Consider the following 24,898-nt stretch of genomic DNA (forward strand, 5'->3'; position numbering starts at 1 on the left):
GAGTGGGTCGCGTCGCCTATCCAATCGAGATGTCCGCGCCCGCCAGCGCCGGTTCCTCCACCGTTTCCTCGCGCTCCAGCTTTCCGTCGCGGAGGTGGATGACGCGGCGGGCGTGATGGGCGATGGCCTTCTCGTGGGTCACGAGCAGAATGGTATTGCCCTGCCGGTGGAGCCCCTCCAGGAGCTCCATGATCTCGTCGCCGGTCTCGGTGTCGAGGTTGCCAGTCGGCTCGTCGGCCAGCAGGAGCGCGGGGCGGTTCACGAGGGCCCGGGCCGTCGCCACGCGCTGGCGCTGCCCCCCCGACAGCTCGTTGGGGCGGTGGTCCAGGCGGTCGCCGAGCCCCACGCTGCGGAGCGCCTCCGCCGCCCGCTCGCGCCGGTCGCGCTTCGACATGCCGGCGTAGATGAGCGGCAGCTCGGCGTTGCGCAGGCAGTTGACGCGGGGCAGCAGGTTGAACGTCTGAAAGACGAACCCAATCTCGTGGTTGCGGATCTCCGCGAGCTCATCGTCGGAGAACGTGCTCACGTCCTCGCCCCGGAGGTGATAGGTGCCGCTCGTGGGCGTGTCGAGGCACCCGAGCATATTCATGAACGTCGACTTCCCCGAGCCGGAGGGCCCCATGACGGCCACGTAGTCGCCTTCTTCGATCGAGAGCGTGACGCCATCGAGCGCCCACACTTCCTGGCTCCCCATCATGTATCGCTTCTTCAGCCCGTTCACTTCGATGAGGGCCCGGTCCGACGCGTTGGTCGGGGCCCCGTTGGCGGCGAGTGCTTCCATGGCGGTCGCGGATGTGCTATGAGCAAAACGGGTGCGCGGACGTCGTGTGTCCAGTCTCGGTCGCCCTCGGCTGTAAGGTTGGCCCCCCGGCGGGGCCATGCACCGGCCCTCGCCGGGCTCCTCCTACTGGGTCATGGCGATGGTTTCGCCCGACGGGCCGCCCTCGTCGCCGGTTTGGATCTTCATCCCGGGCTCCAGCTCGCGGCTGACGGCACTGTACGGCCCGGTGATGACCGTCTCGCCCCCCTCCAGGCCGGCCGTAATTTCCATGTACGTGTCGTCGGCGATGCCGGTGTTCACCTCCACCATCCGGGCCGAGTCGCCCGCCGCCACGAACACGACGCGGCGCAGGTCCTCCACCGCCCCGTCGCCCTGTGCGGCCGCGCCGGACGCGTCGCCGGAACGCGTCTTGGCGAAGTCGCGCACGGTGACGGCCTGGATGGGCACGGCCACCGCCTCCTCCGCGGTCTCGGTGTAGATGTCGACCGCCCCACTCATGCCGGGGCGAATCACCGGCGAGCGTGCGCCCTCGCGTGGGACCTCGGGGCGCGCAATGGCGCCCTCATCGCCGCTCGTAAGCCCGGTGTTGGGGTTGTCGAGCACCCGGATCGTGACGGGGAAATTGGTCACCTCGTTCTGGCTTCCCTCGTTCTGGATGCGGGCCGAGTTGGCGATCTCCGTGACGGCCCCCTGGAAGGAACGGTCGGGGTGCGCGTCGAACTCGATCGTGGCGGAGTCCCGTGACGCAACGTTCACCACGTCGCCCTCGTTGACGTCCACCTCCAGCTCCATCTGCCCGAGCCGCGACACGCGCATCATTTCGGTTCCGGCCCGCTGCTGGGTCCCCACCACGCGCTCGCCCTCCTCCACTTCGAGCCGCGTGAGCGTGCCCGACATGGGGGCGTAGATGCGGGTCTTCTGGAGCTGCTCGCGGGCGTCCTGCAGGTCGGCCCGCGCGCTCTCGACCCGGAAGCGCGCCGCCCGCAGCTGCGCCACGGCCTGCTCGTACGTGGACTTGGCGTCCTCAAAGTCGCTCGCCGAGACGACCTCCTTCTCGTACAACTTCTTCTGTCGGTCGTAGGTGCGGCGGGCCTGCACCGAGTCGGCCTTGCGCTGGGCGAGGGTGGCCTTCGCCTCCGAGACGCCCGCCTCGGCCCGCTCCACGGCGGCCCGGTAATCGTCGGCCTTGAGGCGGGCGAGCAGGTCGCCCTGCTGCACCACGTCGCCCTCCTTCACGGGGAGCTCCACGATCTCCCCCGACACGTCGGGGCTGATCTCGACCTCCACCTCGGGCTGGGCGCGGCCGAAGGCCGTCACCACCTCGGTGATGGTGCGGCGCTCGGCCCGCTCCGACTCGACCTGCAGGCCGCGCTCACCGCCGCCAAACCACCCCAGTTGCCACCCGAGGCCCCCAGCAACGAGGAGGACGAGCAGCAGGCCGCCGCCCGCGTACAACATGCGATTCGAGGTGCTCTTCGAGGAGGCCATGGCTGAGAAAATCTCTGTTCTGTAGAGAGGCACGAAAAGGACGGTGGGGCTCTACGGCTCGGCCGGCGCGCCCAGGAGGGGCGCAGACGGGGAGAGCCGTCCCACATTGTAGTCGATCCGCTTCTGCTGGAAGAAGAGCTCGTATCGGGCCCGCACCTGCTGGCTGGCCGCATCGACGTAGTCGCGAATCGCATTCTGCAGCTCCACGATGTCGGCGGACCCGAGCTCGTAGCGCTCCTGGGCGGCCGTGCGGGCCCGCTCGGCGGCCCGGAGGCGCTTGTTCGCCGCCTCCAGCTGCTGCACCGCATTCCGGTAGTCGAGGTACGACTGCCGCACCTGCAGGGCAATCTCCTGGCGCTGGTCCTGGAGCGCATACTCGGCGTCCTGCGCCTGCACCTGGGCCTGCTCCACCTGGTTGCTGCGCTGGAGCCGGTCGAAGAGGGGAATGCTGATGGACAGCGAGAGGCCGCCGCCCCGGTTTACGTCGAGCTGGTTGGCGAAGTCGTCGCTCGCATTTCCCGCCACCCCCCTGCTCGACCAGTCCGTCCCGTAGCTTCCGCTCAGCGACAGGGTGGGGTAGTAGGCCGACCGCGCAGACCGGACGCCCTGTTCGGCCGCCCGCCGCTCGGCCTCCGCCACGCGCAGGTCCAGGCGCTTCCGGAACGCCTCGTCGATCAGGGCGGGCAGCTCCTGCCGGCTGGAGTCCAGGGTTGCCCCCTCCAAATCGGGCACGCGGAAGTCGTAGGCCTCCCGGGGGTTGAGCTGGAGGGTCTGGATGAGCCGGGTCTGGGTGACCTCCCGCTCCCGCTTCCCCTGCAGGAGCTGCTGCTCGGCATCGGCCAGGTCGGCCTCGGCGGTGAACAGGTCCGACTCGGGCCGGGAGCCCGCCTCCACGAACTGCTCAATCTGCCGGAGGCGCTGGCGCTGGGCCGCCACCTGCTCCCGCCGCACCCGCACGATCTCGCGGCTCTCGACCAGCGCAATGAACCGGTCCATCACGTCGAACACGACCTCCCGCCGCGTGCGCTTCAGGTTGGTCTGGTCCGCCCCCGCCTGCTCGCGGGCCCCCCGGAGGGAGGAAATGTTCTCGAACCCGTTGAAGAGCGTGATGCTCGACCGGCCGCTCAGGTTGAAAAAGTCCGTCGACTGCGTGGTGAAATCGCCCGTCACCTGACTAAAGTTGCGCCCGACGCGCCGCGTGACGTCCGAATCGATACTCAGATTGGGCGCAAAGTCCATCCACTCGGACCGCACCTGCACGTTGGACTGCCGGGCCTGGGCCTGGGCCCGCTTGATGTTGGTGTTCTGGTCGAGGGCGGTGCGCACCGCCTCGTCGAACGTGACCTGCGTGGTGTCTTGCGGCGGCTGCATCTGCGCGGTCGCCGGGGCGACCCCGAACGCGAGGAGGACGGCGAGGAGGCTCAGCCCAGCCGAGACGGGACGGAAGAGGGGAAGTCGTCGCATAGAAAATGTCGAGAATGAGGTAAGAACACGAAGGGTCGGCGCCGACCGCTACTCGTACCGGAGGGACTCGATGGGGTCGAGGCGGGCGGCCTTGTAGGCCGGGTAGCCGCCGAAGACGATGGCCAGCAGGGTGACGCCCCCCACGGCAATGGCCGCCCACATCCACGGGAAGGAGGGACTGATGTCCCAGTAGAGGGCCGCCAGGTTGCCGCCCAGCCCCCCCAGCACAATGCCGATCAGGCCCCCAATCTGGCACAGGATGATCGCCTCCAGCAGAAACTGGCCCAGGATGTTGCGCCACTTCGCCCCCACCGCCTTGCGGATGCCAATCTCTTTCGTTCGTTCGGTCACGGAGACGAGCATGATGTTCATGATGCCCACCCCGGCGGCCAGCAGGGAGATGAGCCCCACGAGCGCCCCGCCCGTCGTGAGCGTGCTCGTGAACTGGCCGAAGGTGCTGCGGAGAAAGTCGCTCGACTCGATGTTGAACGTGCTGGGGGCGCCGGGCGCCACCTGCCGAATGACCCGCAACTGGCTTCGCACCTCGTCTTCCGCGGCCGTCAGTTGGCGGGGCGAGGCGGCCCGGATGCGCGTGTCGTCCATGTTGCGGCCGCCGCTTCCGTACGCCCCCGCAAGGTGCGTGAGGGGGGCGTACACCCGCGTGTTCGGGCTCCGAAACAGCCCCGCCTTCTCGGCCAGGACCCCCACCACCTCCAGCCGCACCCGCCCGATTCGCACCTGCTGGCCGAGTGGGCTGACGGCCGGGAAGAGCACGTCGGCCACCTCCGACCCAAGAAGGGCCACCGGGCGCCCCCCCTGCACGTCCTGCTCCACGAAGGGGCGCCCCGCCCGCATCTCGTAGCCGAAGTTGGACAGGAACGCCTCGTCGGTGCCGTAGAGCGACACGTTCGGGTTCGTCTCCTGCCGGTCCGACTGGGCCTTGACCCCGCCGTCGTACCGCTCGCTCACGCTGACCGTCAGGTCGGTGCCCACCCGTTCCTTGAGGCGCAGCACCTGGTCGTGCGTGATGGGCGGATGGTAGCGCCCGGGCCCGTCGCCGCCCCCGTAGTCGTACCGCTCCACCGAGAACGTAGACGCCCCGAAGCCCTGGATCGAGCTCTTGAAGTACTGGTCGATCACGTCCACGGCCGTCACGGCGGCGATGACCGCGAAGACCCCGATGACGATGCCGAGCAGGGTGAGGGCGGAGCGCAATTTGTTGGCCCGGAGCGCCTGAAGGGCCTCCCGGATGGTCTCGAGTCCGCTCATGGAAACAGTGATCTCATTCGGAAAGTGCAGGGGCCCTGCCCAGCCGGCCCGCCCCCTGCAGCGCCGCAAGGGGGCCCGCACGGCACGGGCCGCTACTCGTATCGGAGCGCGTCGATGGGGTCGGCCGTGGCGGCCTGCCAGGCCGGCGCGATGCCGAACAGGATGCCCACCCCGACGCAGATGGCGAAGGCCAGGCCCACCGTCTGGGCCGGCAGGGAGGCGTTGAGCCCCAACGCGCTCACCCCCATCGTCCCGAGGGCGGAAAGCCCGAGCCCGAGCACGCCCCCGATCAGGCACACAATGACGGCCTCGACGAGAAACTGGAACAGAATGGTGCGCCGCTTCGCTCCCACCGCCTTGCGGATGCCGATTTCTTTCGTGCGCTCCCGCACCGACACGAACATGATGTTCATTACCCCGATGCCCCCGACCACCAGCGCGAGCCCGGTCAGGAACAGTCCCACCCCGTAGATGGCGATGCGCACGCTCGCGAAGCTGTCCATGACCTGCTGCTGGTCGTTGATCGCAAAATTGTTCTCCTCCCCCGGCCCCACCCCGCGGGCCGTCCGCACGATGCCGGTCAGTTCCTCCTCGGCCCGGCTCATCAGGGCCGAGTTCCCGACCTTCGCCATGACGGTCACTCCCTCTCGGCGACTGACCCCGAAGACCTTGTCGTAGGTGCGAAACGGCATGAGAATGCGCTCGTCCGGCGAGCCGGGCCCCCCGAACATGCTTTCTCCCTTCTTTGTCTGCACCCCCACCACCGTGCAGGGGACCCCTCCCATCTTGACGTCTTTCCCGAGCGGGGTGATGGCCGGAAAGAGCTCCTCGGCAATGGTGGCCCCGATTACGCAGACCTGCCGGCCCGCCCGTTCCTCGGCTTGGGTGTAGAACCGCCCCTGGCTGAGTTCGACGTTTCGGATGCGCCCGTACTGGGGCGGCGACCCCATAACCTCAGCCTCCACCTCTCGCCCCCGGTAGGTCGTCTGTTGATCCGTGTCGATCATCGGCGCCGCGGCCTCGGCAAAGCGCGAGCGCTCCTGGATGGTCTCGGCCAGGGCCGGCTGAATGGCGGGGCGATTGCGCAGCCGCCACCATTCGCGATCGGCGTTTTGCCCCCACGGAAACTGGTCCACGTACAGCACGTCCGTGCCGAGCTGCGAGAGGGCCTTCTCAAACTCCTGGTCGAGCCCGTTGATGACGGTCGCCATCAGCGTTACCGCCGCGATGCCGATGATGACGCCGAGCGTGGTGAGCGTCGACCGCATCTTGTTGGCCCAGATGGCCTGCCCGGCAATGCGGACCCCCTCCACGACTTCGAAGACAAAACGGCGCATGGGCTCTCGCAAGCGTTCAACAAGCACGAAACGGCATTTCCTCCTCTTTCTCGTCGGCTTTCTCCTCGGCCGCGCCCCCACCGGAAGGGGAGGAACGCCGCCTGGCGCACCGGTCGCGGGCTGCTCTCGTTATGGTGCCCCCTCTCCAACACCAACGCCCCCCGCGTGATGCCCCCCTATCGACGAATCGCCCGGTTCGCCCGACGAATCGAAGCCACCGACCGACGAGCCGCAGGCGCCCCCCGACCGGCCCGGACCGTCTGCCGGAACTGCTCGCGGCCGACCGCAAACTGCGCGTGCACGATCGGGCCGTCCCGGTCGATGGTTACGTCGTTGAGCACCCCCCGCAGGCCGTCGGTCTCCGCGTCGTCCCCGGACAGCCGGAGCGCCGCCATCACGCCCTTGGACACGTCCACGACGTTGGCGGCACTGGTCTCGTCCTGCATCGTGAGGTACGCCTCCCCCTCCATCGACTCGGCGCTCAGGGTGATCGAGACGGCCTGCTCGCGCACCTGACGCCGCAGTCGCTCGAACCGACTGTCGTCCGGGGCCTCGAAGGACGAGGGGGCGTCGATCCCCAGCGTGCGGTCGGCCCAGGCCCCAAGCATTCGCTGGAGCCCGGCCTCGTTGGGATCAGACGCCCGCTCTGTCGTGTCGCCCCGTCCCGCCGTGGAGTCGCGGAGTGCAGTCTGCAGGACGTCGCGTCCCACGAGCCACGCCGTGCTGCCGTGGCCCACCCGCTCTATGAGCGTCATATACGACTCGTTGCCCCGGAGGCCGGTCGCCGCGTTCCGGTGTCGGTCCACCATGGCCTCAACGCGCCCGGCGTCCGGGGCCGCGGCGATCACCCCGTCGCGCACAAACCCCATCGTGAGGGTGTCGGGGGCGGAGGCCTCGTCCGTCTGGGCCCCCGAGACGAGGTGGTAGACGGGGACCTCCCGGTAGGTCGTTGCGCGGCCCGCCTCCGGCACGCGGTCCAGGTACCGGTCCATCTGAGACGGCGTCAGGTCCGCAAACACCACCGCACTGAACGACTGGCCGCGGCCGCCGGCCCCGTATACTGCCTTCAGGTCCGTCTCCGGCGCCATGCCCGTCGCGTCCAGGAACGTACCTAGGCGGGTGCCTTCTGCCTGCTGGAGCTGCTCCTGCAGGTCCATCTCCGTCCACCCCCCAAGCTGCCCGGTCGCCGCTTCCAGGTCGACCATGCCGGCGAAGCGGGGCGCCTCCGGCAGGAGGGCCGTTGCCTGCCGCGTCTGCGTGGGAATGCGGTCGGTGAGGCTCATGTAGGGCTCGCAGCCGGCGAGTCCCACGGCGGCGACGAGCAGGAGAAGCCCCCAGAGCGGTGGGCGGCGGGCAGTCATGGCGGCCGGGATTATTCAGGAGACAAGAGCGGCACGCAGGGCAGCGTCGTGCCGTGCGCCTCTCCCATATGCTTTTTGCCCGTCCGTGATGCCGGTCCTGCGACGAACCGGCCGTGTGGTGCGACGAATGCCCGAGCGGCGGCGATCGGTGGGGCCGCTCCTCGCATTCCGCCTCCGCCCCCCGGCCAGCTCCCTCCTGCATTCGGGCCGCCCGTTCCTCCACGATGCGGGACGGGCGGCCCACGACGAGACTACGTCATGGTGATGTGCTTCCGGAGGCGGTCCTCCGAAATGGAAAGTTGGCCTTCGTCATTCACTTTCTCGTACAGCGTTTCGGAGCACACCCGGGTGCTCATCTCCTCGCACCAGCAGGCAAACTCGTACCCGACGGCCCCGTGGTCGTCCCCGAACGCCTCAAACTTGGCCGTCCGCAGGCTCTCCTCCGGCGACGTGCCGACGCCCCAGACGATGCCGGTCGTTCCGTCGAACGTGACCCAGTAGGCCGGCGTGGCGACGCGCTCAAACTCGTCGAGCTTCGCCCCGAAGGCCGCGCCTCCTCGTTCGACCTCTCTGAATTCCGCGTCGGAGGAATCCCAGACCAGGTCCTTGGGGGCCACTCGTCCGTCCGTCTTTTCGACGTATCCGTTGGGGAGGCGCTCGGAGTGCGTGGCGTGGGAATCGGGCATGGCGTGTGCGGTTGACCTGAGCGGAACGGTGTGCGGTGCGAGCGGGCATCACAGAATTGTACCCCGCTTAGGGCTGCACCGCCGGCCTTCGCTGGTGATTCGCCCCGAACGGCCCGTCCGCCTGCAGGCGCCCCTTTCCCACTACTTCGTTACGAGCCCACTACTTCGTTACGAGAACCGTGGCCCCTCGGGGGCCTCAGCCGCCCGCCAGGAACTCCTGCTCCAGATCCCGAAGCTCACCGAGCACCGTCTCGCGGTCGCCCGAATTGTCCAGGTCCACCGTGCGGAGGTTCGTCGAGGCCGTGTGCACGTCGAGGGCCGTTCCGTTCTCCGCCGTTACGATGAGCCCGAGCCGCAGTGCCGACGTGGCGTCGGCGGGGGCCTGCGCCTGCCGCACCCGCATCTCGCGGAGGGCGTCGTCGAGGGCCCGGAAGAGCCGCCGCGCCTCGGTTCCGTGCACCGAGGTCGGCAGGGCGGTATCCGTCAGGTCAAGTGGGGATCGGTCCGCCCCTTCCACGGGGTGGGAAGACCGGCGGCCGACCACGGCAAGATACGCGTTCATGGGGGTGTAGACGATAGGCGGGTTCTGGCGAATGGCGATGGTCGTTCTCTTCTAGCCCGTGGCGTCGAGCAGCGCGTCGATGTTGTCGCTATAGCCGCGACTCGTCTTCAGGGGCGTGCCGTTCGCCATGCGGAGTTGGTAGGTGCCGTGGTCGAGGGGACGCAGTTCGTCGATGTGCTCCACGTTTACGATGTAGGAGCGATGCACGCGCAGGAACTGATCGGGATCGAGCTGCTCCTCGAGCTTCTTCATCGTCTTCCGGACCAGGTGGGCGTCGTCCCCGTCGTGCAGGGCGACGTAATCGCCCTCGGACTCGATCCACTGCACGTCCTCGACGTCCACGAAATAGATGCGGTCCCGGCTCCGAATCGTGAAGCGCTCGATGCCGCCCGTCTCCCCCCCATCCGCATACTCCCGAAGCACCCCCCGGAGCTGCTCATTCAGCGTGTCCGCCTCCACCTGGCGGAGCTGTTGGCGCGCCCGCTCCATCGCCTCCTCGAAGCGGTCCTCCTCGATCGGCTTGAGCAGGTAGTCCAGCGCGTGGGCCTCGAAGGCGTCGAGCGCGTACTGGTCGTAGGCCGTTACGAAAATGGTGAGCGGCATCGCCTCCACCCCCACCTCGCGCACGACCTCCAGCCCGCTCATTTCGGGCATCTGCACGTCGAGAAACACGAGGTCGGGCGCCTGCGCCTCGATCTGACGCACCGCCTCGTCCCCGTCGGGCGCCTCCCCGAGGATGGTCACGTCGTCGAGGGGCTCCACAAGCTGCCGCACCCCGGTTCGGGCAAGCGGCTCGTCGTCAACGATGAGGGCACGAATGGGCATGGGGCTGTGTGTTGTGGCGTCTGAGCAGTGCGGGCGTGGAGGGGCGCGTGCACGGGCAGGATAGACAGGTAGATGTAGACAGGCAGATGCGCGTCGTCCGCTCCCGCGCGTGCTCGGTGCGGGCCCGGGGCTACGCGCTTGGGGCCGGGGCCGCAGGGGCCTTCCGCTGCTTTTCGGACGGGAACAGCGTGTCCCGCGGGCTGCACGGAATCCGGATTGTCACGCGCGCCCCGCCGTCCGGGGCGGGGCCGAGCTCGAGGGCGTGCGCTTCGCCGTAGAGCGTGTCGAGCCGGCGTTTCGTCGTGGAGAGGCCCACCCCCTCGCTCTCGTCCAGAAGGACCTCCGGGGGGTCCGAGAAGCCCGGCCCGCTGTCGGCCACCGTCAGCTCGACGCCCTTCTGGCCGTGCGTGGTGGCCGGGCGGGCCGTGACGCGCACCGTCCCCGGCTCGGCGTGGGGCGCGATGCCGTGGCGGACGGCGTTCTCCACCAGGGGCTGGAGCAACAGGTAGGGCACCGCCACCTCACTCACGGCCGGATCGACGTCAATTTCGGTCCGCAGTCGGTCCTCGAAGCGGATTTCTTCGATCTCCAGGTAGCGCTCCACCAGGTCGATCTCCTCCCGCAGCGGGACCGTCTGCACGTCCACCCCCTGGAAGGTGGCGCGCAGCATGTCGCTCAGCAGGCGAAGCGTGCGGCCCGCCTTCGCCGTCTCGCCCCCGCGCACCAGGACGGTGATCGCGTTGAGGGTATTGAACAGGAAGTGCGGGTTCACCTGCATGCGCAGCGCCTGCAGCTGTGCCTGCGCCAGCTCGGCCTGGAGCGCCTGGGTCCGGGCCTCCTGCTCCCGCGACCGTGCGAAGTGCTCGTACGCAAAGCACAGCGCCGCCACGATGAAGTAGGTAAAATAGTCGGCGATCAGGCGCCGCACGAGAAAGACGGCAAGCCGCCACCCGCCGATGCCGTAGGGGTCGATCGCCCGAAAGTCGAACGACGTCGTGAAGTTGGGGTAGATGCCCTCGCGGGTCAGCGTGGCGACGGCAAAGATGCCCCGCTCGATGGCCACGTGAACCATGGCGACCGGCGCCCCAATCACGAGCATCCAGCCCACGCCGTGCTTCAGGCCGGCCCGCACGTCGGCCCAGCGGAAGAGCGCGAGCACCCCGGGCACGAGTAGGGCCCAGAGGTGCAGGCGCGTCCAGAGCCCAACGGCGAACGTGACGAACGCAAACGGCACGCGCCCCCACAGTTGTGGGCCGGGGGTCGTCCGGAACCACTCGACGAGCCAGGGCCCGGCCCCTTCGATGAGGAGGAGGGCCCCCAGAAGCGCCACGGTGCCGTACTGCAGGTAGCGCCGCGTGAACCGGCGAAGGGCGGACAGCTCCGAGGCGGCCGGCGCGGCCATGGCGGATCCCGGCGGGTGAGCAACGTCTGGAGATGGGCCTGTGCTCCGGGAGCGACCTCGCCCGCGGTTCAGCCCTACAGATGGGAAGATGGAAGGGCCCCTGATGCATGCAGGCCAAGAAGCGGAGGGGGAGGGATTCGAACCCCCGGGGCCTCGCGGCCCGCCGGTTTTCAAGACCGGTGCATTCGACCAGGCTCTGCCACCCCTCCGGGGACACGTGTTTGCACTTGTGCTTTCACATGGGCCTCGGGGGACGGTTTCAATCGGGGCTTGAATTGGGCGTGGGGACACGGATGCCGCGTGGAGCGCGGCCGTCTGGGCCCTTCACGACAGGGCCTTGGCTACTCGAGGCGAAGGAGCCACGCCCCCGACGGCAGCATCTCCGCCCGCTCCCTGAGGACCTGCTGGGCCGCCTCCGTCTCCTCAAACGGCCCGATCACCACCCGGTGTCGCCGTACGCCCCGATCATCCTCCGTCGAGCGCACGTCCACGCGCAACGCCCCCGAAAACTGCTCGCGGTACCGACGGGCCACGAGTGCCGCCTGCCCCGCCTCGCTCATGGAGGCGACGACGATCCCCCATCGCTCCTGCGCGGACGTGTCGGCCGGGGGAGCGGTCGGCTCGGGGGGCGTCGTCGTCGAATCCGTGGGGCTCGGGCCCGCCCCCGAGGCGCTCGTGTCCGCCCCGGCGGGCCGGGCCACCCGGACCGTCACCGTTCGGGTGTCGTCTCCGTCCGGGTTGGACACCCGGAGCCGTGCGGTGTACGTGCCCGGGGTGTCGTAGGTGTGGGTGGGAGACGCCGCCTCCGCGCTTGCGCCGTCCCCAAACCGCCACTCGTACGCAATCGGATTGCCCCCCGTGGCCGCCGCACTAAACTGCACCGCCGCCCCCGCGGCCGCCGGCTCCGGTGCGGCGCGGGCCGTCGCAATGTGAGGGGGCTCCGGGGGCGGCTCGGCCACGACGGCCGTGGACGCCTCCGCCGTTCCGGCCCGGTTGCGGGCGGAGACGGAGACGACGTACCGCCCGGGCCGGTCGTAGGCATGCGTCGCCGTCCGCCCGGTCGCGGTCGCGCCGTCGCCGAAGTCCCACTGGTAGTCCAGGGGCCGGTCGGCCGCCTCCTCGTTGACAGTCGCCGCGAACGTCACCGACGTGCCAGTGTCCAGCGTATCCGGCCCCTCCAGTCGGATGATCCGCGGCGGGGTCGGGGCCGTGAGGTGTACCTTCAGCCCGAGTCCGAGAAGCTGACCGGTCATGTCGAACCGGGTCCCGGAGTCGGATCCGTCCACGGCCCCACTCGGAACGGTCAGGTTGACACGCGACTCCACGTAGAGCGAGGCCGCCCGCCCCAGCCGGATGTCCACCCCGCCGCCCACGGAGGGGCCGGCCCCGATGCGCGTTGGGGGACGGTCCCCCCCCAGCGTGGCGTGCAGCCCCAGGTCTATGTACGGGGCGACGGCCCCGCCCCCAATCGTGTAGCGCCCCAGTACGCGCGGGGTGTAGCGGTACGAGTCCGAGATGCCTTCGATCTCGGGGTATACCTCCACAGGGTAGTTGCCCCCTTGTACCCCGATCCCCAGGGCCCAGTGCGGCGAAAACTGGTACCCCACCTCCCCAACGAAGACGAACGGAGGGCCCGCCCCTCGCGTGAACTTCCCGCCCCCAAACGGATGCGTCGGGCGCCACGACGACAGGTCGCTCGTAAAATCGGAGAGCCCGCCCCCGAGCCTGCCGTAGAACACGTCGTCCGCCCGCTGGGATTGGGCGTGTGCGGACGGTAGGAGGACGCCAACCAACAGCCCCACAAGGAGCACCGCCCCCCCTGCCGACAGCACGAGTGGGCGCACAGAACGAAGAGCAACCATGAAGCCAGTTTGGAAGTCAGTAGGCTGCAAGCAGGGGCCACCGGATGTCCCTCACGATCCACATCGTCGTCCCACATCGTCGTTTGCGCGCCGCCCCGCACAGATCACCCCGAGTGGCCTGACACTGAGGCGTGAACAATCAGAGCAAAGATCTTGCCTCTCCGTTCGACAACCGCTACCGGCCGACCGTCCGCCGCTACAGGCCCTCCCGACCAGGTCCACACCTGCACTCTCGTGGGGGCGTAGCACAGGGACCGATGACATTGATCATATATCTTCCGTTTGACCAACGAATCACTCAAAACGAGCATTCCTGACTGTTACCCCAATATTATCTACGCATTGCCAAATTATAAATCACATTGAATAATAACATTATTCTTCGTCGTAATACATCAAAATAGTCCAATCGTCACAAACGCGTCCTTCGTCTCTCCTTCCTTGGGGAAGGCGTATTGCACTCACTCGACCTCGCCTTGCCCATGCTACGGTATTCTGTACTGCTTCTGGGCGTTCTGCTCGGTGCGCTTTGCTTCTCTCCCACCAGCAGCGCGCAGGACCCCGCTACCGTCCGCGGTGTCGTCACCGACTCCACCGGCGCGCCCCTTCCGGGGGCGAACGTACGCGTCCAGGGAACCCAGACCGGCGTCTCCGCCGACGCGGACGGGGCCTACGAACTTGCCGCCGTCCGGCCTGGCCGCCAGACAATCGTCTTTTCGTTCGTCGGCTTCGAGAAGGTGTCCCGCACCCTCGAACTCTCTGCCGGCGACACCCGGACGCTCGACATCACGCTGGGCGCCGGGACGGTTGACCTGGAAAACGTCGTGGTAACGGCCCTCGGGGTGGACCGCGAGGAGCGCTCGCTCGGCTATTCCGTGGAGCGGGTGTCGGGAAGCGACGTAGCCGAGGCGCCGGAGCCCAACGTCATGAACAACCTGTCCGGGAAGGTCTCGGGTCTGAACGTCACGGGCGGATCCGGCGGCCTGGCCAGCACCCCACGCGTTACCATCCGCGGGGAATCCTCCCTGGCCGGCTCCAACCGCCCCCTCATTGTTGTCGATGGCATTCCAATCGACAACACGCCCAATACGCAGGGCTCCGACGCGCAGACCACGCAGGTGGACTTCGGCAACGGCCTCAGCCAAATCAATGCCCAGAACATCTCGGAGATGAGCGTGCTGAAGGGCCCGAGCGCCGCGGCCCTGTACGGCTCGCGGGCGGCGGACGGGGTCATCCTTATCGAGACGAAGGACGGCTCGGAGACGGACGGCATTGGGGCGACGGTTCGCACCAGTGTGACGGCCAGCCGCCCCCTCCGGCTGCCGGACTACCAGAACGAGTACGGCTACGGAAATGGAGGCGAATTCGCCTACGTCGACGGCACGAACGCCCCCGGATGGAACTGGGGCGTCCGCATGGACGAAGGGGTCGAACGACCGCAGTGGCAGGGCCCCCGCAACGAGGCAGGCGAACTGGTCCCGACCGAGGTGACCTCCGCCCCCAATAAGGTCCGCAACTTCTTCAACACCGGCACCAACGTCAGCACGGACGTGGCCGTGCGGGGCGGGGGCGAGAACAGCTCGTTCCGGGCCTCCCTCTCTCGAAGCGACCGGACCGGCATCGTTCCCAACACCGATCTCGATCGCACCAGCACGTCCCTGTCGGCCAGCTACGACGTTACCGATGCCCTGACCGTCGACGCCAACGCAAACTACGCGACCACGACGAGCGACAACCTGCCCAGCTCCGGATACGGGTCGGAGTCGATCATGTACTACTTCACCTGGGGCGCCCGCCACGTGGAGAATGATCTTCTGAAAGACTACTGGCGGGAAGAGGGGACCCAGCAGGCGCACTACGACCGCAACTGGACGAACAACCCTTACTTCCAGGTCAACGAAAACACCAACGGCCTGGACCGCGATCGCCTCTACGGGGGCGTCTCCGCCCGGTACGAGTTTACCGATAACCTGAATCTCCGGGCCCGGACGGGACTCGACTACAGCAATCAGGGGACGAAACAGCGAAAGGCCTTCAGCTCGATTACCGCCCCCAACGGATGGCTGCAGGAGACGGACCGGACGTTCACGGAATGGAATTCCAACCTCCTGCTCAACTACACCCGCGAGGTGGGCGACTTCACGTTCGAGCCCTCGGTGGGGGCCAACTTCATGCGGCAGACCCGCCGCAACGTGCAGCTGACGGCCCAGGCCCTGAGCGTTCCCGACGTCTACAACATCGGAAACGCTCGTTCCAACGTGCAGGCCGACGAGCGAGACGAGGCCCAGGAGATTCTCGGGGTGTTCGCCTCCGGTACGGTGAGCTACCAGGACCTGCTCTTCCTGGACCTCACCGGCCGCAACGACTGGTCGAGCACGCTGCCGCTGGACAACAATTCGTACTTCTACCCTTCGGCCTCGCTCAGCGTAATTGTCTCGGACCTCGTAGAGGTGCCGGAATCCCTCCCGCTCTCGTTCGCCAAGGTGCGGGCCAGTTGGGCCCAGGTTGGAAACGACACCGACCCGTTTCGCCTCACCAACACGTACACCTTCGGTGAGGCATGGGGCAGCACCCAGACGGTGGTGTCGGAGACGGACCTGGCCAACGCCAACCTGCAGCCCGAAATCACGTCCTCCTACGAAGTCGGGACCAACCTTCGGTTTTACGGCGGCCGTGCTCAGCTCGACGTCACGTACTACCGGAGCACCACACGCGATCAGATCCTGAGCGTACCGCTCGCCCAGTCGACCGGGTACAACAGCCGCCTCGTCAACGCCGGGGAGATCCGCAACACCGGCGTGGAGACGCGCCTCCAGCTCAGCCCGATTCAGGACTGGAGCGGCTTTGGGTGGGACGTGTCCCTGAATTGGACGCGCAACCGGAGCACGGTCGTGGAACTGGCGGACGGCATCGATACCTTTGTGCTCGGCGAGGGGCCCTTCGGGGGCTCCGCCCAGGCCCGCGAGGGCGGCCGGATGGGCGACATATACGGCCGGGTCTTCGACCGGGTAGAGGCCCCCAACAGCCCGCACACCGGAGAAATCATCTACGAGGACGGCCTGCCCCAGCTGACCGACAATGTCGAGAAGGTGGGGAATTACAATCACGACTGGCGGGGCGGGATCGGCAGTACGTTCAGCTACGAGAACCTGCAGCTCAACGTGCTCTTCGATGTCCGAAAGGGCGGGCTCCTCTACTCCAACACCCACGCCACCGGCATTGAAGGCGGCTCGCTGGAGGGCACCACCCGCGCCCGCAACGAGACGGTGGTGGGCGACGGGGTGGTTCAAAACGACGACGGGACGTTCTCCGAAAACACCAAGGAGGCCGAATACGTCACCTGGCTCCGCACCTACTACGACCGCCCGAACGTCGAGTCCAACTCCTTCGACGCCACCTACGTGAAGCTGCGGGAGTTGTCCCTCCGCTACAACTTCACCCCCGACTGGCTCACGCGGGCCGGGGTGCAGAACGTGGGGGTGTCCGTGACGGGGCGCAATCTGTTCCTCTGGACCGACGTGCCGCACGTCGACCCCGAAACGACAATCTCCGGGGGGGACGGACAGATTCCGGGCTTCGAGGTGCAGCAGATTCCGTCCACCCGCTCCTTCGGAATGAACGTGCAGCTCGACTTCTAACCTCTGGCCACCTGCGGTCCCTCCTTACAGCCTCTCAACGTCGTACACGCTCCCATGCGGTCTCTCCACTTTCCCTCATCCCTTCGCGCTCCTTCTTTTCTGGCCCTTCTGGCGATATTCGCCGTGGCTGTGGCCAGCACGGGCTGCGACAGTCGATTCGAAGACGTAAACGACAACCCAAACGAGCCCAAAGAAGTGACGCCTAATCTTCTGCTTCCGGACGTCATCCGGGGCTCGGTCAACACCTCCGTGAATACGGCCCATACCACCGGCAACCTGGTGCTTCAGTACACCGCCAAGGTCTCGTTCGCCACCGAAATTGACCGGTACAACTGGGCCGGGGTCGGCTACTGGCAGCCCCTGTACGGCGACCTTCGAAACGTAGAAGACATGATCCAGATCGCCCAGGAACGGGGCCAGCCCCAGTACGAAGGGGTCGGGCTCGTGCTCAAGTCCTGGATTTTCTCGATGCTCACCAATGCGTACGGGGACGTGCCCTATTCCGAGTCGGTGGCGGTGCAGGAAGGCATTGAGACACCGAAATACGACCGACAGGAGGCCATTTACCGGGGCATGCTCGCCGACCTTCGGCGGGCGAACGAGCTGCTCACGCCGGGCAGCGGCTCCATCCAGGGGGATATTCTCTACAACGGCGACCTGATGAAGTGGAAGAAACTCGCCAACTCCCTGCGGCTGCGCCTCCTGATGCGGCTCTCCGAGAAGAACATTACGCTCGACCTGGAGGGGGGCGACGTGTCCGTTTCCGAGGCCTTCCAGTCCATCACGAGCGCCCCGGAGACGGCGCCCGTCTTCACGTCCAATGACGACAACGCGGCGCTGGAGTACCTCGACTCGCGCCCGAACGAGTGGCCCCGCCACACGTCACGGATCGGAACGTTCCGGACCTTCAGGCTGAGCGAGACGCTCACCGACACCCTGAAGCACTTCGACGACCCGCGTCTGTCGGTCTTCGGCGACCCGACCGCCGCCTCCGTCGAGGATGGGACTCCCAAGTTTGTGGGCGTACCGAACGGGTTAACCAACGATGCTTCCGACGGCTTTAACGGAGGGCGTGACTTCCAGTCCGGCCTCAATTTCACTCGCTACTACGAGGAGCCGGACGCCGCGAAGGGGCTCATCATGACCTACGCGGAGGTCCTGTTCCTGAAGGCCGAGGCGGCCGAGCGAGGCTGGACGTCGGCGGACGCTCAATCACACTACCGGAACGCCGTCGAGGCGTCGTTCGGGCAGTACGGCCAGTCGACGCCGTCCGGGTACTTCGGGCAACCGGGCGTGTCGTACCCGGTGGACAACCAGACGCAGGCCCTAGAGCGAATCGGGACCCAGAAATGGATTGCGCTCTTCTACACCGGCCTGGAGGGGTGGTTCAACTGGCGACGCACAGGCATTCCGGACATCGATCCGTCCGTCGAGAACGTCAACGGCGACGAAATTCCGGTTCGGTTCCGCTACCCCGAAAGCGAGCAGTCGCTGAACCCCGACAACTACCAGGCGGCACTCGACCGCCAGGGAGACGACGACATCAACACCGAGATGTGGCTTCTTGAGTAGCACGCATCGCGCAGTACCCACCTCTTCGGTGCTTTCCATTTCTGATCTGCTGGCCCTATGCCCTCGGTTCGCCCGCTCCGGCCCGATCTCGTGCTCGCGCTCCTCGCGGCCCTCGCGTTCTCCTCGCTGGGGACGACGGGGGCCTGGGCCCAGGAGACCCCCGCGCCTCAGCGCGACCGGCCGGATTCGCTGACGGTCATGACGTACAACGTGCTCTACGCCACACCCGACACCGGCACCGTTCGCGCCATCGAAGCGGTCGACCCGGACGTGGTGGCGCTGCAAGAAATCAGCGAGCCTCGGCTCCGCCACATTGCCGACGAACTGGACTACTATTTTCACCACAGCGACGAGCACGAGGCGAATGAGGAGGACACCGGCCTGCTCAGTCGGTATCCCATCTCCCGCCCCACACGATACGGGGCCCTCCTGTACCTGACGGTCGACGCCCCCATCCGCATCGCCAACGTCCACCTGAGCCCGTACCCCTACGAGCCCTACGCCCTCCGGGACAACGAGCTGACGCCGCAGGAGGCGGTGGCCCAGGCCCGGAAAACCCGATCCCCTGAAATTAAGCCGGTGCTCGACGCGCTGGCAAAGTCTGTACAGGAGGACGTGCCGACGTTCCTGATGGGGGATTTCAACGAGCCCTCGCACCTCGACTGGACCCCTGCGGCCGCCGAGGCCGGCCTCCATCTCGGCCTCGAAGTGCCGTGGCCCACCTCCCGTGCGGTCGCCGAACGCGGCTTTCGGGACGCATTCCGCGTGGCCCACCCGGATGAAGTGAAGCGGCCCGGATCCACCTGGACGACCCTCACCGGCGATCCGGACGAGGTGCACGACCGCATCGACTTCATCTACGTGGCGGGCGAGTCGGTGAGCGTCGAGACGGCCTACACGGTCGGCCTGCGCGACGCGTCCCCGACGGACCGCTCGGTTTCAGGGTATCCGTCGGACCATCGGAGCGTGGTCACGACGGTGTCCCTGGCCCCGTCGCCGTCCGACCCGTGACTTGGTGGCCTGCGTCCTATCCCAAGTCCCACCAACGGGATGGGCAAAGGCGATCCAGCGGGTCCCCTTTGCTGGAAACAACACAGTGCCGGTTAGACCACGAAAATGGCCGCGATGAGCATCGCGGAGACCGCGGCGAGCATGAAGTCGTCGAAGTTGGACGCGTCGTGGAGACGGGTTTCGCGAGCGTGGGTCATGGTGGACGTAGGCACTGAGTCAGAGCGAATGAGCAAGTGAGGCGCTCAGAACAGGGCCGTTTGGGCGGCCCCCGCCCCCTCGCGTAGGTCTGACCGGATCACACGATGCATGGATTCGGCCTCTCCGATGGACCGGTGGATCTGTGCGACGAGCGGAGTGGACCGGACGACGAATCACTGCTCCGGCCCCCAAGACTGGGAGGATCGTTTCAGGTCCTTTACGCCCAAGGGTTGACGCCCCGGGGGCGATTTTCCTATTTTAGAAAGTGTTACGTTGAGTAATACAGGCTGGCCTGCCTCCTCTTCTGCGAGGGCGGGCCTTTTCTATCTTCGTCCTCTGCTCTTCGCTCTCCCCGCAAAAACGCGAGTACACGCCCATGAGCGTCGAAGTGGGCATGGTCGGCGCCGGGGCCGGGGCGGCGGCGGCCGCGTACGCCCTTTGCACCGCCCGCCCCGATGTCGAGGTCACGGTCTTTGAGAAGTCGCGGGGGCTGTGTGGCCGCGCCGCTGCACGGCGCCGGGACGGGACGGTCTACGAGTACGGCGCGAATTACCTCAAGGACGCCGGGGGTCGCGTCAGCTCTCTGGTTGCCGACACGTTCGACACGGGGCTCGTGGAGGTGGACGGTCCCATCTGGACGTTCGACGCCGACGGCACCGTTTCAAAAGGGCGCGACGGGGACGCGCGGCGGTGGACGTACGAAGACGGAATCACGCGCCTGGCCAAGCATCTCTTCGGCGCGACCGGCGCGGCGATCAGGCGCGGGACGCGGATCGCGGCCCTCCACCCCGACGACGGCTGGCACCTCACGACGACGGCCGGCAGCACGCACGGGCCGTTCGACGCGCTTCTCTTGAATCCGCCCGCGCCGCAGACAGCAGGGCTCCTGGACGAGACCGGGATTGACGCCGTGGATCGCCTCGGCGAGGCGGCCGGCGCGGTGGAATACCGAACGGTCTGGACTGCCGTCCTCGGGTACGACTTCGAGGTCGACGTGCCCTACTACGCACTGGTCAACACCGACACGGACCACGAGGTCGGCTGGATCGGGCGCGAAGAGTGCAAGCCCGGACATGTGCCGGAGGGCAGATCGGTCCTCGTCGTGCAGGCAAGTCCCGAGTGGTCGACACAGCGGTACGACGCCCCCCCAGAGGACAACGTTGCGGACCTCGCCCAACACACCGCGGCCCTCATTGGCGACGAACGCCTCACCGCCCCCGACTGGACGGACCACCAGGGCTGGCGGTACGCACTGCCTGACGACAGCCTCCGAGAGGACCCGCGGCGAGGAGCCGCCCGCGAAGGCGTGTACGTGGCGGGCGACTGGGTGGCAGGGGCGGCGCGCCTCCACGCCGCAATCCGAAGCGGCCTGGAGACGGGCGAGCAAATGGCGTCCACTTTGGCCGACGAATGACCCGGCCCGGAACGACTGCAACGAGGGTCGCGGTTACGCTTCTACTTCTTCCCCGTCGAGCACGTCGACCGGGCGCACGTCCCACAGAAGCATCGTCTCGATGTCGACGTAGTCCTCCTCTACGGCCTCCTCCTCGTCGCCGTAGTCGTCGACGAACTTGTAGTCCCCGTAGGTGGAGCGCTGAAAGGGGGGAAGACGGTGCCACTCCGTTCCCTCCCGGTCAACGAAATGATCCGGGAACGGGCTTTCGACCTCGTAGCTGGGGTGGTAGGAATGGTACGTCTTGCGCGCCTCGTGGATGGCGGCGCGGCGGGCCCCCGCCTTCGTCCGGCTCTCCCCCTCGACGCTGAACGGAGAAATTTCGATCTTGGCCGTGATGAAGCCGTCGTCGTTCTCGTAGTAGGTCGGCCGCATCACTTCGAAATCACTCGGCTCGGGATATGCACTACTTTCGTCGGCCATGGGGAGGAGACAAATCCAAATGAAGGGTACGCGTGACGGCGATCTGTAGAGCCACCGCCGAATATCATCTACATTACGACCGGCCCCCAGAGAGGATTCCATAGGGGGCGGGACAGCCGTTGCTCTCGTCCAGAATTCGCACAGGTCCGTTGGCGCCGATCGCCTGGCTATCGTTTTGCTGTTATTGATGGCCGCTCTGGGGATCGGTCCCCCAATCACCTGTGGACGGGAATGTGGATAACTTCTTCCGAAAGTCCCCTGCCGCCTGGGACACAAACAATAACAGACTTAGAGACCGGTATGCCCCCCGAAAAACCCGTTTCTACGACGTGAAACGGACTTCCGTTATTTATAACGTAGCGACCCAGGCGTGGATAAGTTGTGGATAACGGAGGGCCTCGCTCTCAATGCTCTCCTCCGACGAGCATTCGGCACTCATCCGGAGGCCCGTTATTTCTACCGTTTGCGATCAATCTCTGTCGTCTCGCTTTCGGCCGGAAGGTCGGGGGTTCTTCTGCACCAACGAAAGGGGGTTGGGACTCGGGCACCGGACGTTATACTTACGCCGTTTCATCTGTCTATGAATTCCGCTTTCGGCCCCCGAAAGGGACGCTGAAGAGCAGGGGAGCGCCTCTTTTGACCTACGCAGATTTTGCCATGTCTGCGACCCTTCTCCTGACGGCATTTCTTCTATCCGTCACGCCCGGTCACGACCAGACCGCAGTCTCCGATTCCGTCTCCCTTTCGGCCGAGTCGGCCCGAGCCCTCCAGACGGCCCTCAGTGATGTCCAAAGGGCGCTTGGGTCGCAGGCTCAAGACACGTCGGGGACTGCATCTCCACGCACTGGGATGGACCGCACCCAGGTCATCAATGTGCTCTTTTTGGTGCTTGCCCTCTCCCTCGTATTCGAATCGGCCATGTCCGTGCTCTTCGACTGGCGCCTGTTCATTCGCTACTTCGAGGGCCGTGGCGTAAAGACCCCCCTCATCATCGCGGTCGCCTTTCTGGTGTTTCTGAACTACGACCTCGACATCGTCGCCGAGCTTCTGAGGGGCTTTCCGGAGATTCAGGCGCAGCACATCGGGCGCCCGACCCTTCCGGGCCAAGTCCTCACGGCCCTCCTTATCGCAGGGGGCAGCGGAGGGGTCTTTCGGATTTTCACCCGTCTTGGCATTCGGAGTCCCGAAGAGCGGGACCGGAAGGCCCGCACCGAGCGAGCCTCGATGAAGGAGGAGACAGAAAAGCCATCCTCCGATGCAGACTCATAGCACATCGTCTCTCCCCTTTGGCACTCATGCCACACCCCGCGTCCCGCCCGCCCAACCGTCTTCTGGCACTCGTCCCCCCCGCAGGAAGAACGGCTTTTCTGGGCCTTCTGCTACTGGCCGCCACGGCCTGTGGGCCCACCATCTCCGAATTTAACGCCCGGGCGTACGAGCAGGCCACCTCACTAAAGGTGGAGGCCCTGGCCCTGATGGATAAGGCCACCGCGCCCTATGCGGACCATGCCGACGCCGTTCAACACCTAAAAACCGAGTTGGAGAAGGCCTACGAGTTTGCGGAGGGACGCCCCGAGAACGAGATCTCAGCCCGGCAGTGGCGCATCCTTATCGATCCCGACCGGGATCTTCTAGGGGGGTTTCTGGCCGACTGGGAGGAGCAATCCGCATTCTCGGCGACGTTTGTTGAGGAAAAGAAAACCCAGATCGCTCGCGCCTTCGACACCATCATCGAGCTGGAGAGCGGCAAGAAGAAGCCCGACGAGGTCCGTAACAGCCCGTAGTGCAGCCCCGCCCCGTGCGCCCGCCCCCCTTTCATCAATCCAGTCCCTGCACTAATGCCTGACGTTGACGCGTTTCTCGACGCCCTCAGAGACGAGGTCACCGACCTGGCCCGGACGCACCTTCAGGAAATGCAAGAGGCTGCCCTCGAGGACGGGGAAGCGTTCCTGAACCAGACGCAGGACGACCTGAAACGATGGGGGCGCCTGCTGGCGCAGGGAGAGCTCTCCCGGGAAGAGTTTGAGTCGCTCGTTCGGGGTCAGAAGGACGTGGCCGAGATGGAGGCACTCAAACAAGCGGGGCTCGCCGCCGTCCGGGCCGAGCAGTTTCGGGACGCGTTGATCGACCGAGTCGTCGGCACTGCTCGCCGGATTCTTCTGTAGGCCCCACCAAGGCCCCACCAACGTCTTTCGGCGGCGGCCCGCTCATCTGAACGGCCCCGGACTCGTGTGGCGACACGAGCCCCCACTCCACCACGAGACGCCCCAACTCAGGCATCCGTTCGCGCAACGGTCCGCTCCTTTTCAACGTTGGTCGCTCGAACAATCTTCGGCACCAGGGTTTGTAGACTGTACCCACCGGGGAGCAAACGTGCGTCAGAGAGATCACGTCGCTATGTCTTTCCCCCCGTCCCGTTGTTTTCTTTAAAAAAGCCCTTCCACTCATGAGCGATCCAGTATCTGGCATCCACCATGTCACCGCCTACGCGCACGACCCGCAGGAAAACCTGGACTTCTACACGGGCGTCTTGGGGCTTCGTCTGGTTAAGCAAACGGTTCTCTTCAACAACCCCTCGGAGGCATTTCAGGGACCGACGATGTATCACTTCTACTACGCCGACGAGACGGGCACGCCGGGGACCGTTCTCACCTTCAAACCCCACCACAGCATCCAGAAGGGGCAGGTGGGACGGGGGCAGGCCACGGCCACGGCCTTTACCATTCCGGAAGGGGCCGTGGACTACTGGGTGGATCGGCTCGACGCGGCCGACGAAGCCACCCTGTATCCCGTGACGGAGCGCTTCGGGCGGACCGTGATCCAGTTTCAAGACCACGACGATCAGCCCCTGGAGCTCATTACGGGAACGTCCGACATTGAGCCGTGGGCCGGCGGCCCTGTGCCCGCCGAGCACGCGGTGCGCGGGTTTCACGGGGTCACCATTCACCCCCACAATGGTCAACTGACCACGGAGGTCCTCGAGCTGATGGGCTACGAGCAGGTGGACCACGAGCCAACCCCCCAGAACGGCGATTGGACCCGATTCCGGGTGCCCGGCCCCGACCATGCCCAGTTCATCGACCTCTACAACGAGCCCAACATGCACGAGGGGCAGTGGGGCTACGGCACGGTCCACCACGTGGCGTTCCGGGTGTCGGACGACGAGCATCAGCGGGCCATTCGCCAGCGGCTCCGCGACGCCGGCCACGACGTTACCACGATGAAGGACCGCAACTACTTTCACTCCCTCTACTTCCGCGACCCGAACGGCGTCAACTTCGAAATCGCAACGGACCCGCCCGGCTTCCTCCACGACGAGTCCGTTGACGAGCTCGGCACCACGCTGATGCTGCCCCCGTTTCTGCAGGACCGACGGGACGAGGTGGAGGCCCAGCTCGCCGATATTTCGGTGTAGCGGCGTTCCGTTCAAACGTCTCGGTCCCTATCCACCGCGCCCGCGGCCCCCAGACAACGGGGAGGCCGTGGGCGCTTTCGTTTTGGATGATTTGTGCCGGGGCGACGAGCTGGGGGTACGTGTCCCCCAAAACATCGCGACGCGTCCCTAA

20 protein-coding genes and 1 tRNA gene are annotated in these 24,898 nt (G+C 66.5%); 8 read left to right on the plus strand and 13 right to left on the minus strand.

The features are described from left to right. Positions 1 to 16: 16 nt before the first annotated feature. From OJA40_RS07835 to OJA40_RS07890, 12 genes are all read right to left on the minus strand, one after another. A complete protein-coding gene (locus OJA40_RS07835) occupies positions 17 to 781 on the minus strand; it encodes an ABC transporter ATP-binding protein (protein ID WP_263810280.1) in 765 nt (254 codons plus the stop codon). A 123-nt stretch (positions 782 to 904) separates the two neighbouring features. Then, positions 905 to 2,269 carry an efflux RND transporter periplasmic adaptor subunit gene (locus OJA40_RS07840; RefSeq protein WP_263810282.1) on the minus strand — a complete coding sequence of 455 codons (1,365 nt, stop codon included), beginning with the start codon at positions 2,267 to 2,269 and terminating at the stop codon, positions 905 to 907. 51 nt (positions 2,270 to 2,320) lie between these two features. Continuing rightward, a complete protein-coding gene (locus OJA40_RS07845) occupies positions 2,321 to 3,733 on the minus strand; it encodes a TolC family protein (RefSeq protein WP_208425588.1) in 1,413 nt (470 codons plus the stop codon). 48 nt (positions 3,734 to 3,781) lie between these two features. Then, positions 3,782 to 5,002, minus strand: a complete 1,221-nt coding sequence (locus OJA40_RS07850; RefSeq protein ID WP_263810283.1) for an ABC transporter permease — start codon at positions 5,000 to 5,002, stop codon at positions 3,782 to 3,784. 92 nt (positions 5,003 to 5,094) lie between these two features. Continuing rightward, positions 5,095 to 6,339: an ABC transporter permease gene (locus tag OJA40_RS07855; RefSeq protein ID WP_208425590.1), complete on the minus strand. Its 1,245-nt coding sequence runs from the start codon at positions 6,337 to 6,339 to the stop codon at positions 5,095 to 5,097. A 176-nt stretch (positions 6,340 to 6,515) separates the two neighbouring features. Further along, on the minus strand, positions 6,516 to 7,700 hold the full coding sequence (locus OJA40_RS07860; protein WP_208425591.1) for a hypothetical protein: 1,185 nt from the start codon (positions 7,698 to 7,700) through the stop codon (positions 6,516 to 6,518). A gap of 251 nt (positions 7,701 to 7,951) precedes the next feature. After that, positions 7,952 to 8,386 carry a hypothetical protein gene (locus OJA40_RS07865; protein ID WP_208425592.1) on the minus strand — a complete coding sequence of 145 codons (435 nt, stop codon included), beginning with the start codon at positions 8,384 to 8,386 and terminating at the stop codon, positions 7,952 to 7,954. 196 nt (positions 8,387 to 8,582) lie between these two features. Next, the gene (locus tag OJA40_RS07870) at positions 8,583 to 8,948 is read right to left on the minus strand and encodes a hypothetical protein (protein WP_208425593.1); all 366 of its coding nucleotides are present in this window, start codon (positions 8,946 to 8,948) and stop codon (positions 8,583 to 8,585) included. A 51-nt stretch (positions 8,949 to 8,999) separates the two neighbouring features. After that, complete coding sequence (locus tag OJA40_RS07875; RefSeq protein WP_208425594.1) at positions 9,000 to 9,773, minus strand: LytR/AlgR family response regulator transcription factor; 774 nt, start codon at positions 9,771 to 9,773, stop codon at positions 9,000 to 9,002. Between the two features lie 130 nt (positions 9,774 to 9,903). Next, entirely contained in the window at positions 9,904 to 11,175 is a 1,272-nt protein-coding gene (locus OJA40_RS07880) for a sensor histidine kinase (RefSeq protein WP_208425595.1), read from the minus strand. A 122-nt stretch (positions 11,176 to 11,297) separates the two neighbouring features. After that, positions 11,298 to 11,384: transfer RNA gene (locus OJA40_RS07885), tRNA-Ser, on the minus strand. A 132-nt stretch (positions 11,385 to 11,516) separates the two neighbouring features. Further along, entirely contained in the window at positions 11,517 to 13,037 is a 1,521-nt protein-coding gene (locus OJA40_RS07890; protein WP_208425596.1) for a PKD domain-containing protein, read from the minus strand. 482 nt (positions 13,038 to 13,519) lie between these two features. Between OJA40_RS07890 and OJA40_RS07895 the strand changes: the two genes are divergently transcribed. The 4 genes from OJA40_RS07895 to OJA40_RS07910 all read left to right on the plus strand — a co-directional run bounded on the left by OJA40_RS07895 (position 13,520) and on the right by OJA40_RS07910 (position 20,870). Further along, the gene (locus OJA40_RS07895) at positions 13,520 to 16,675 is read left to right on the plus strand and encodes a SusC/RagA family TonB-linked outer membrane protein (RefSeq protein ID WP_208425597.1); all 3,156 of its coding nucleotides are present in this window, start codon (positions 13,520 to 13,522) and stop codon (positions 16,673 to 16,675) included. 54 nt (positions 16,676 to 16,729) lie between these two features. Next, positions 16,730 to 18,247: a SusD/RagB family nutrient-binding outer membrane lipoprotein gene (locus OJA40_RS07900; RefSeq protein ID WP_208425598.1), complete on the plus strand. Its 1,518-nt coding sequence runs from the start codon at positions 16,730 to 16,732 to the stop codon at positions 18,245 to 18,247. A 57-nt stretch (positions 18,248 to 18,304) separates the two neighbouring features. Beyond that, the gene (locus OJA40_RS07905) at positions 18,305 to 19,258 is read left to right on the plus strand and encodes an endonuclease/exonuclease/phosphatase family protein (protein WP_208425599.1); all 954 of its coding nucleotides are present in this window, start codon (positions 18,305 to 18,307) and stop codon (positions 19,256 to 19,258) included. A gap of 574 nt (positions 19,259 to 19,832) precedes the next feature. Next, entirely contained in the window at positions 19,833 to 20,870 is a 1,038-nt protein-coding gene (locus tag OJA40_RS07910) for an NAD(P)/FAD-dependent oxidoreductase (protein ID WP_208425600.1), read from the plus strand. 33 nt (positions 20,871 to 20,903) lie between these two features. Here the strand turns inward: OJA40_RS07910 and OJA40_RS07915 are convergent, their stop codons facing one another. Then, a complete protein-coding gene (locus OJA40_RS07915) occupies positions 20,904 to 21,332 on the minus strand; it encodes a hypothetical protein (RefSeq protein WP_013062984.1) in 429 nt (142 codons plus the stop codon). A gap of 849 nt (positions 21,333 to 22,181) precedes the next feature. On the opposite strand from OJA40_RS07915, the gene OJA40_RS07920 reads away from it, so the two are divergent. From OJA40_RS07920 to OJA40_RS07935, 4 genes are all read left to right on the plus strand, one after another. Next, a complete protein-coding gene (locus OJA40_RS07920; protein WP_263810284.1) occupies positions 22,182 to 22,601 on the plus strand; it encodes a hypothetical protein in 420 nt (139 codons plus the stop codon). Between the two features lie 26 nt (positions 22,602 to 22,627). Next, a complete protein-coding gene (locus OJA40_RS07925) occupies positions 22,628 to 23,116 on the plus strand; it encodes a hypothetical protein (protein ID WP_263808412.1) in 489 nt (162 codons plus the stop codon). A 54-nt stretch (positions 23,117 to 23,170) separates the two neighbouring features. After that, the gene (locus OJA40_RS07930; RefSeq protein WP_208425259.1) at positions 23,171 to 23,497 is read left to right on the plus strand and encodes a hypothetical protein; all 327 of its coding nucleotides are present in this window, start codon (positions 23,171 to 23,173) and stop codon (positions 23,495 to 23,497) included. 281 nt (positions 23,498 to 23,778) lie between these two features. Then, positions 23,779 to 24,747, plus strand: a complete 969-nt coding sequence (locus OJA40_RS07935; RefSeq protein ID WP_208425258.1) for a ring-cleaving dioxygenase — start codon at positions 23,779 to 23,781, stop codon at positions 24,745 to 24,747. Positions 24,748 to 24,898: the final 151 nt, after the last annotated feature.

The sequence above is a fragment of the Salinibacter pepae genome (genome assembly GCF_947077775.1).
GTDB lineage: Bacteria > Bacteroidota > Rhodothermia > Rhodothermales > Salinibacteraceae > Salinibacter > Salinibacter pepae.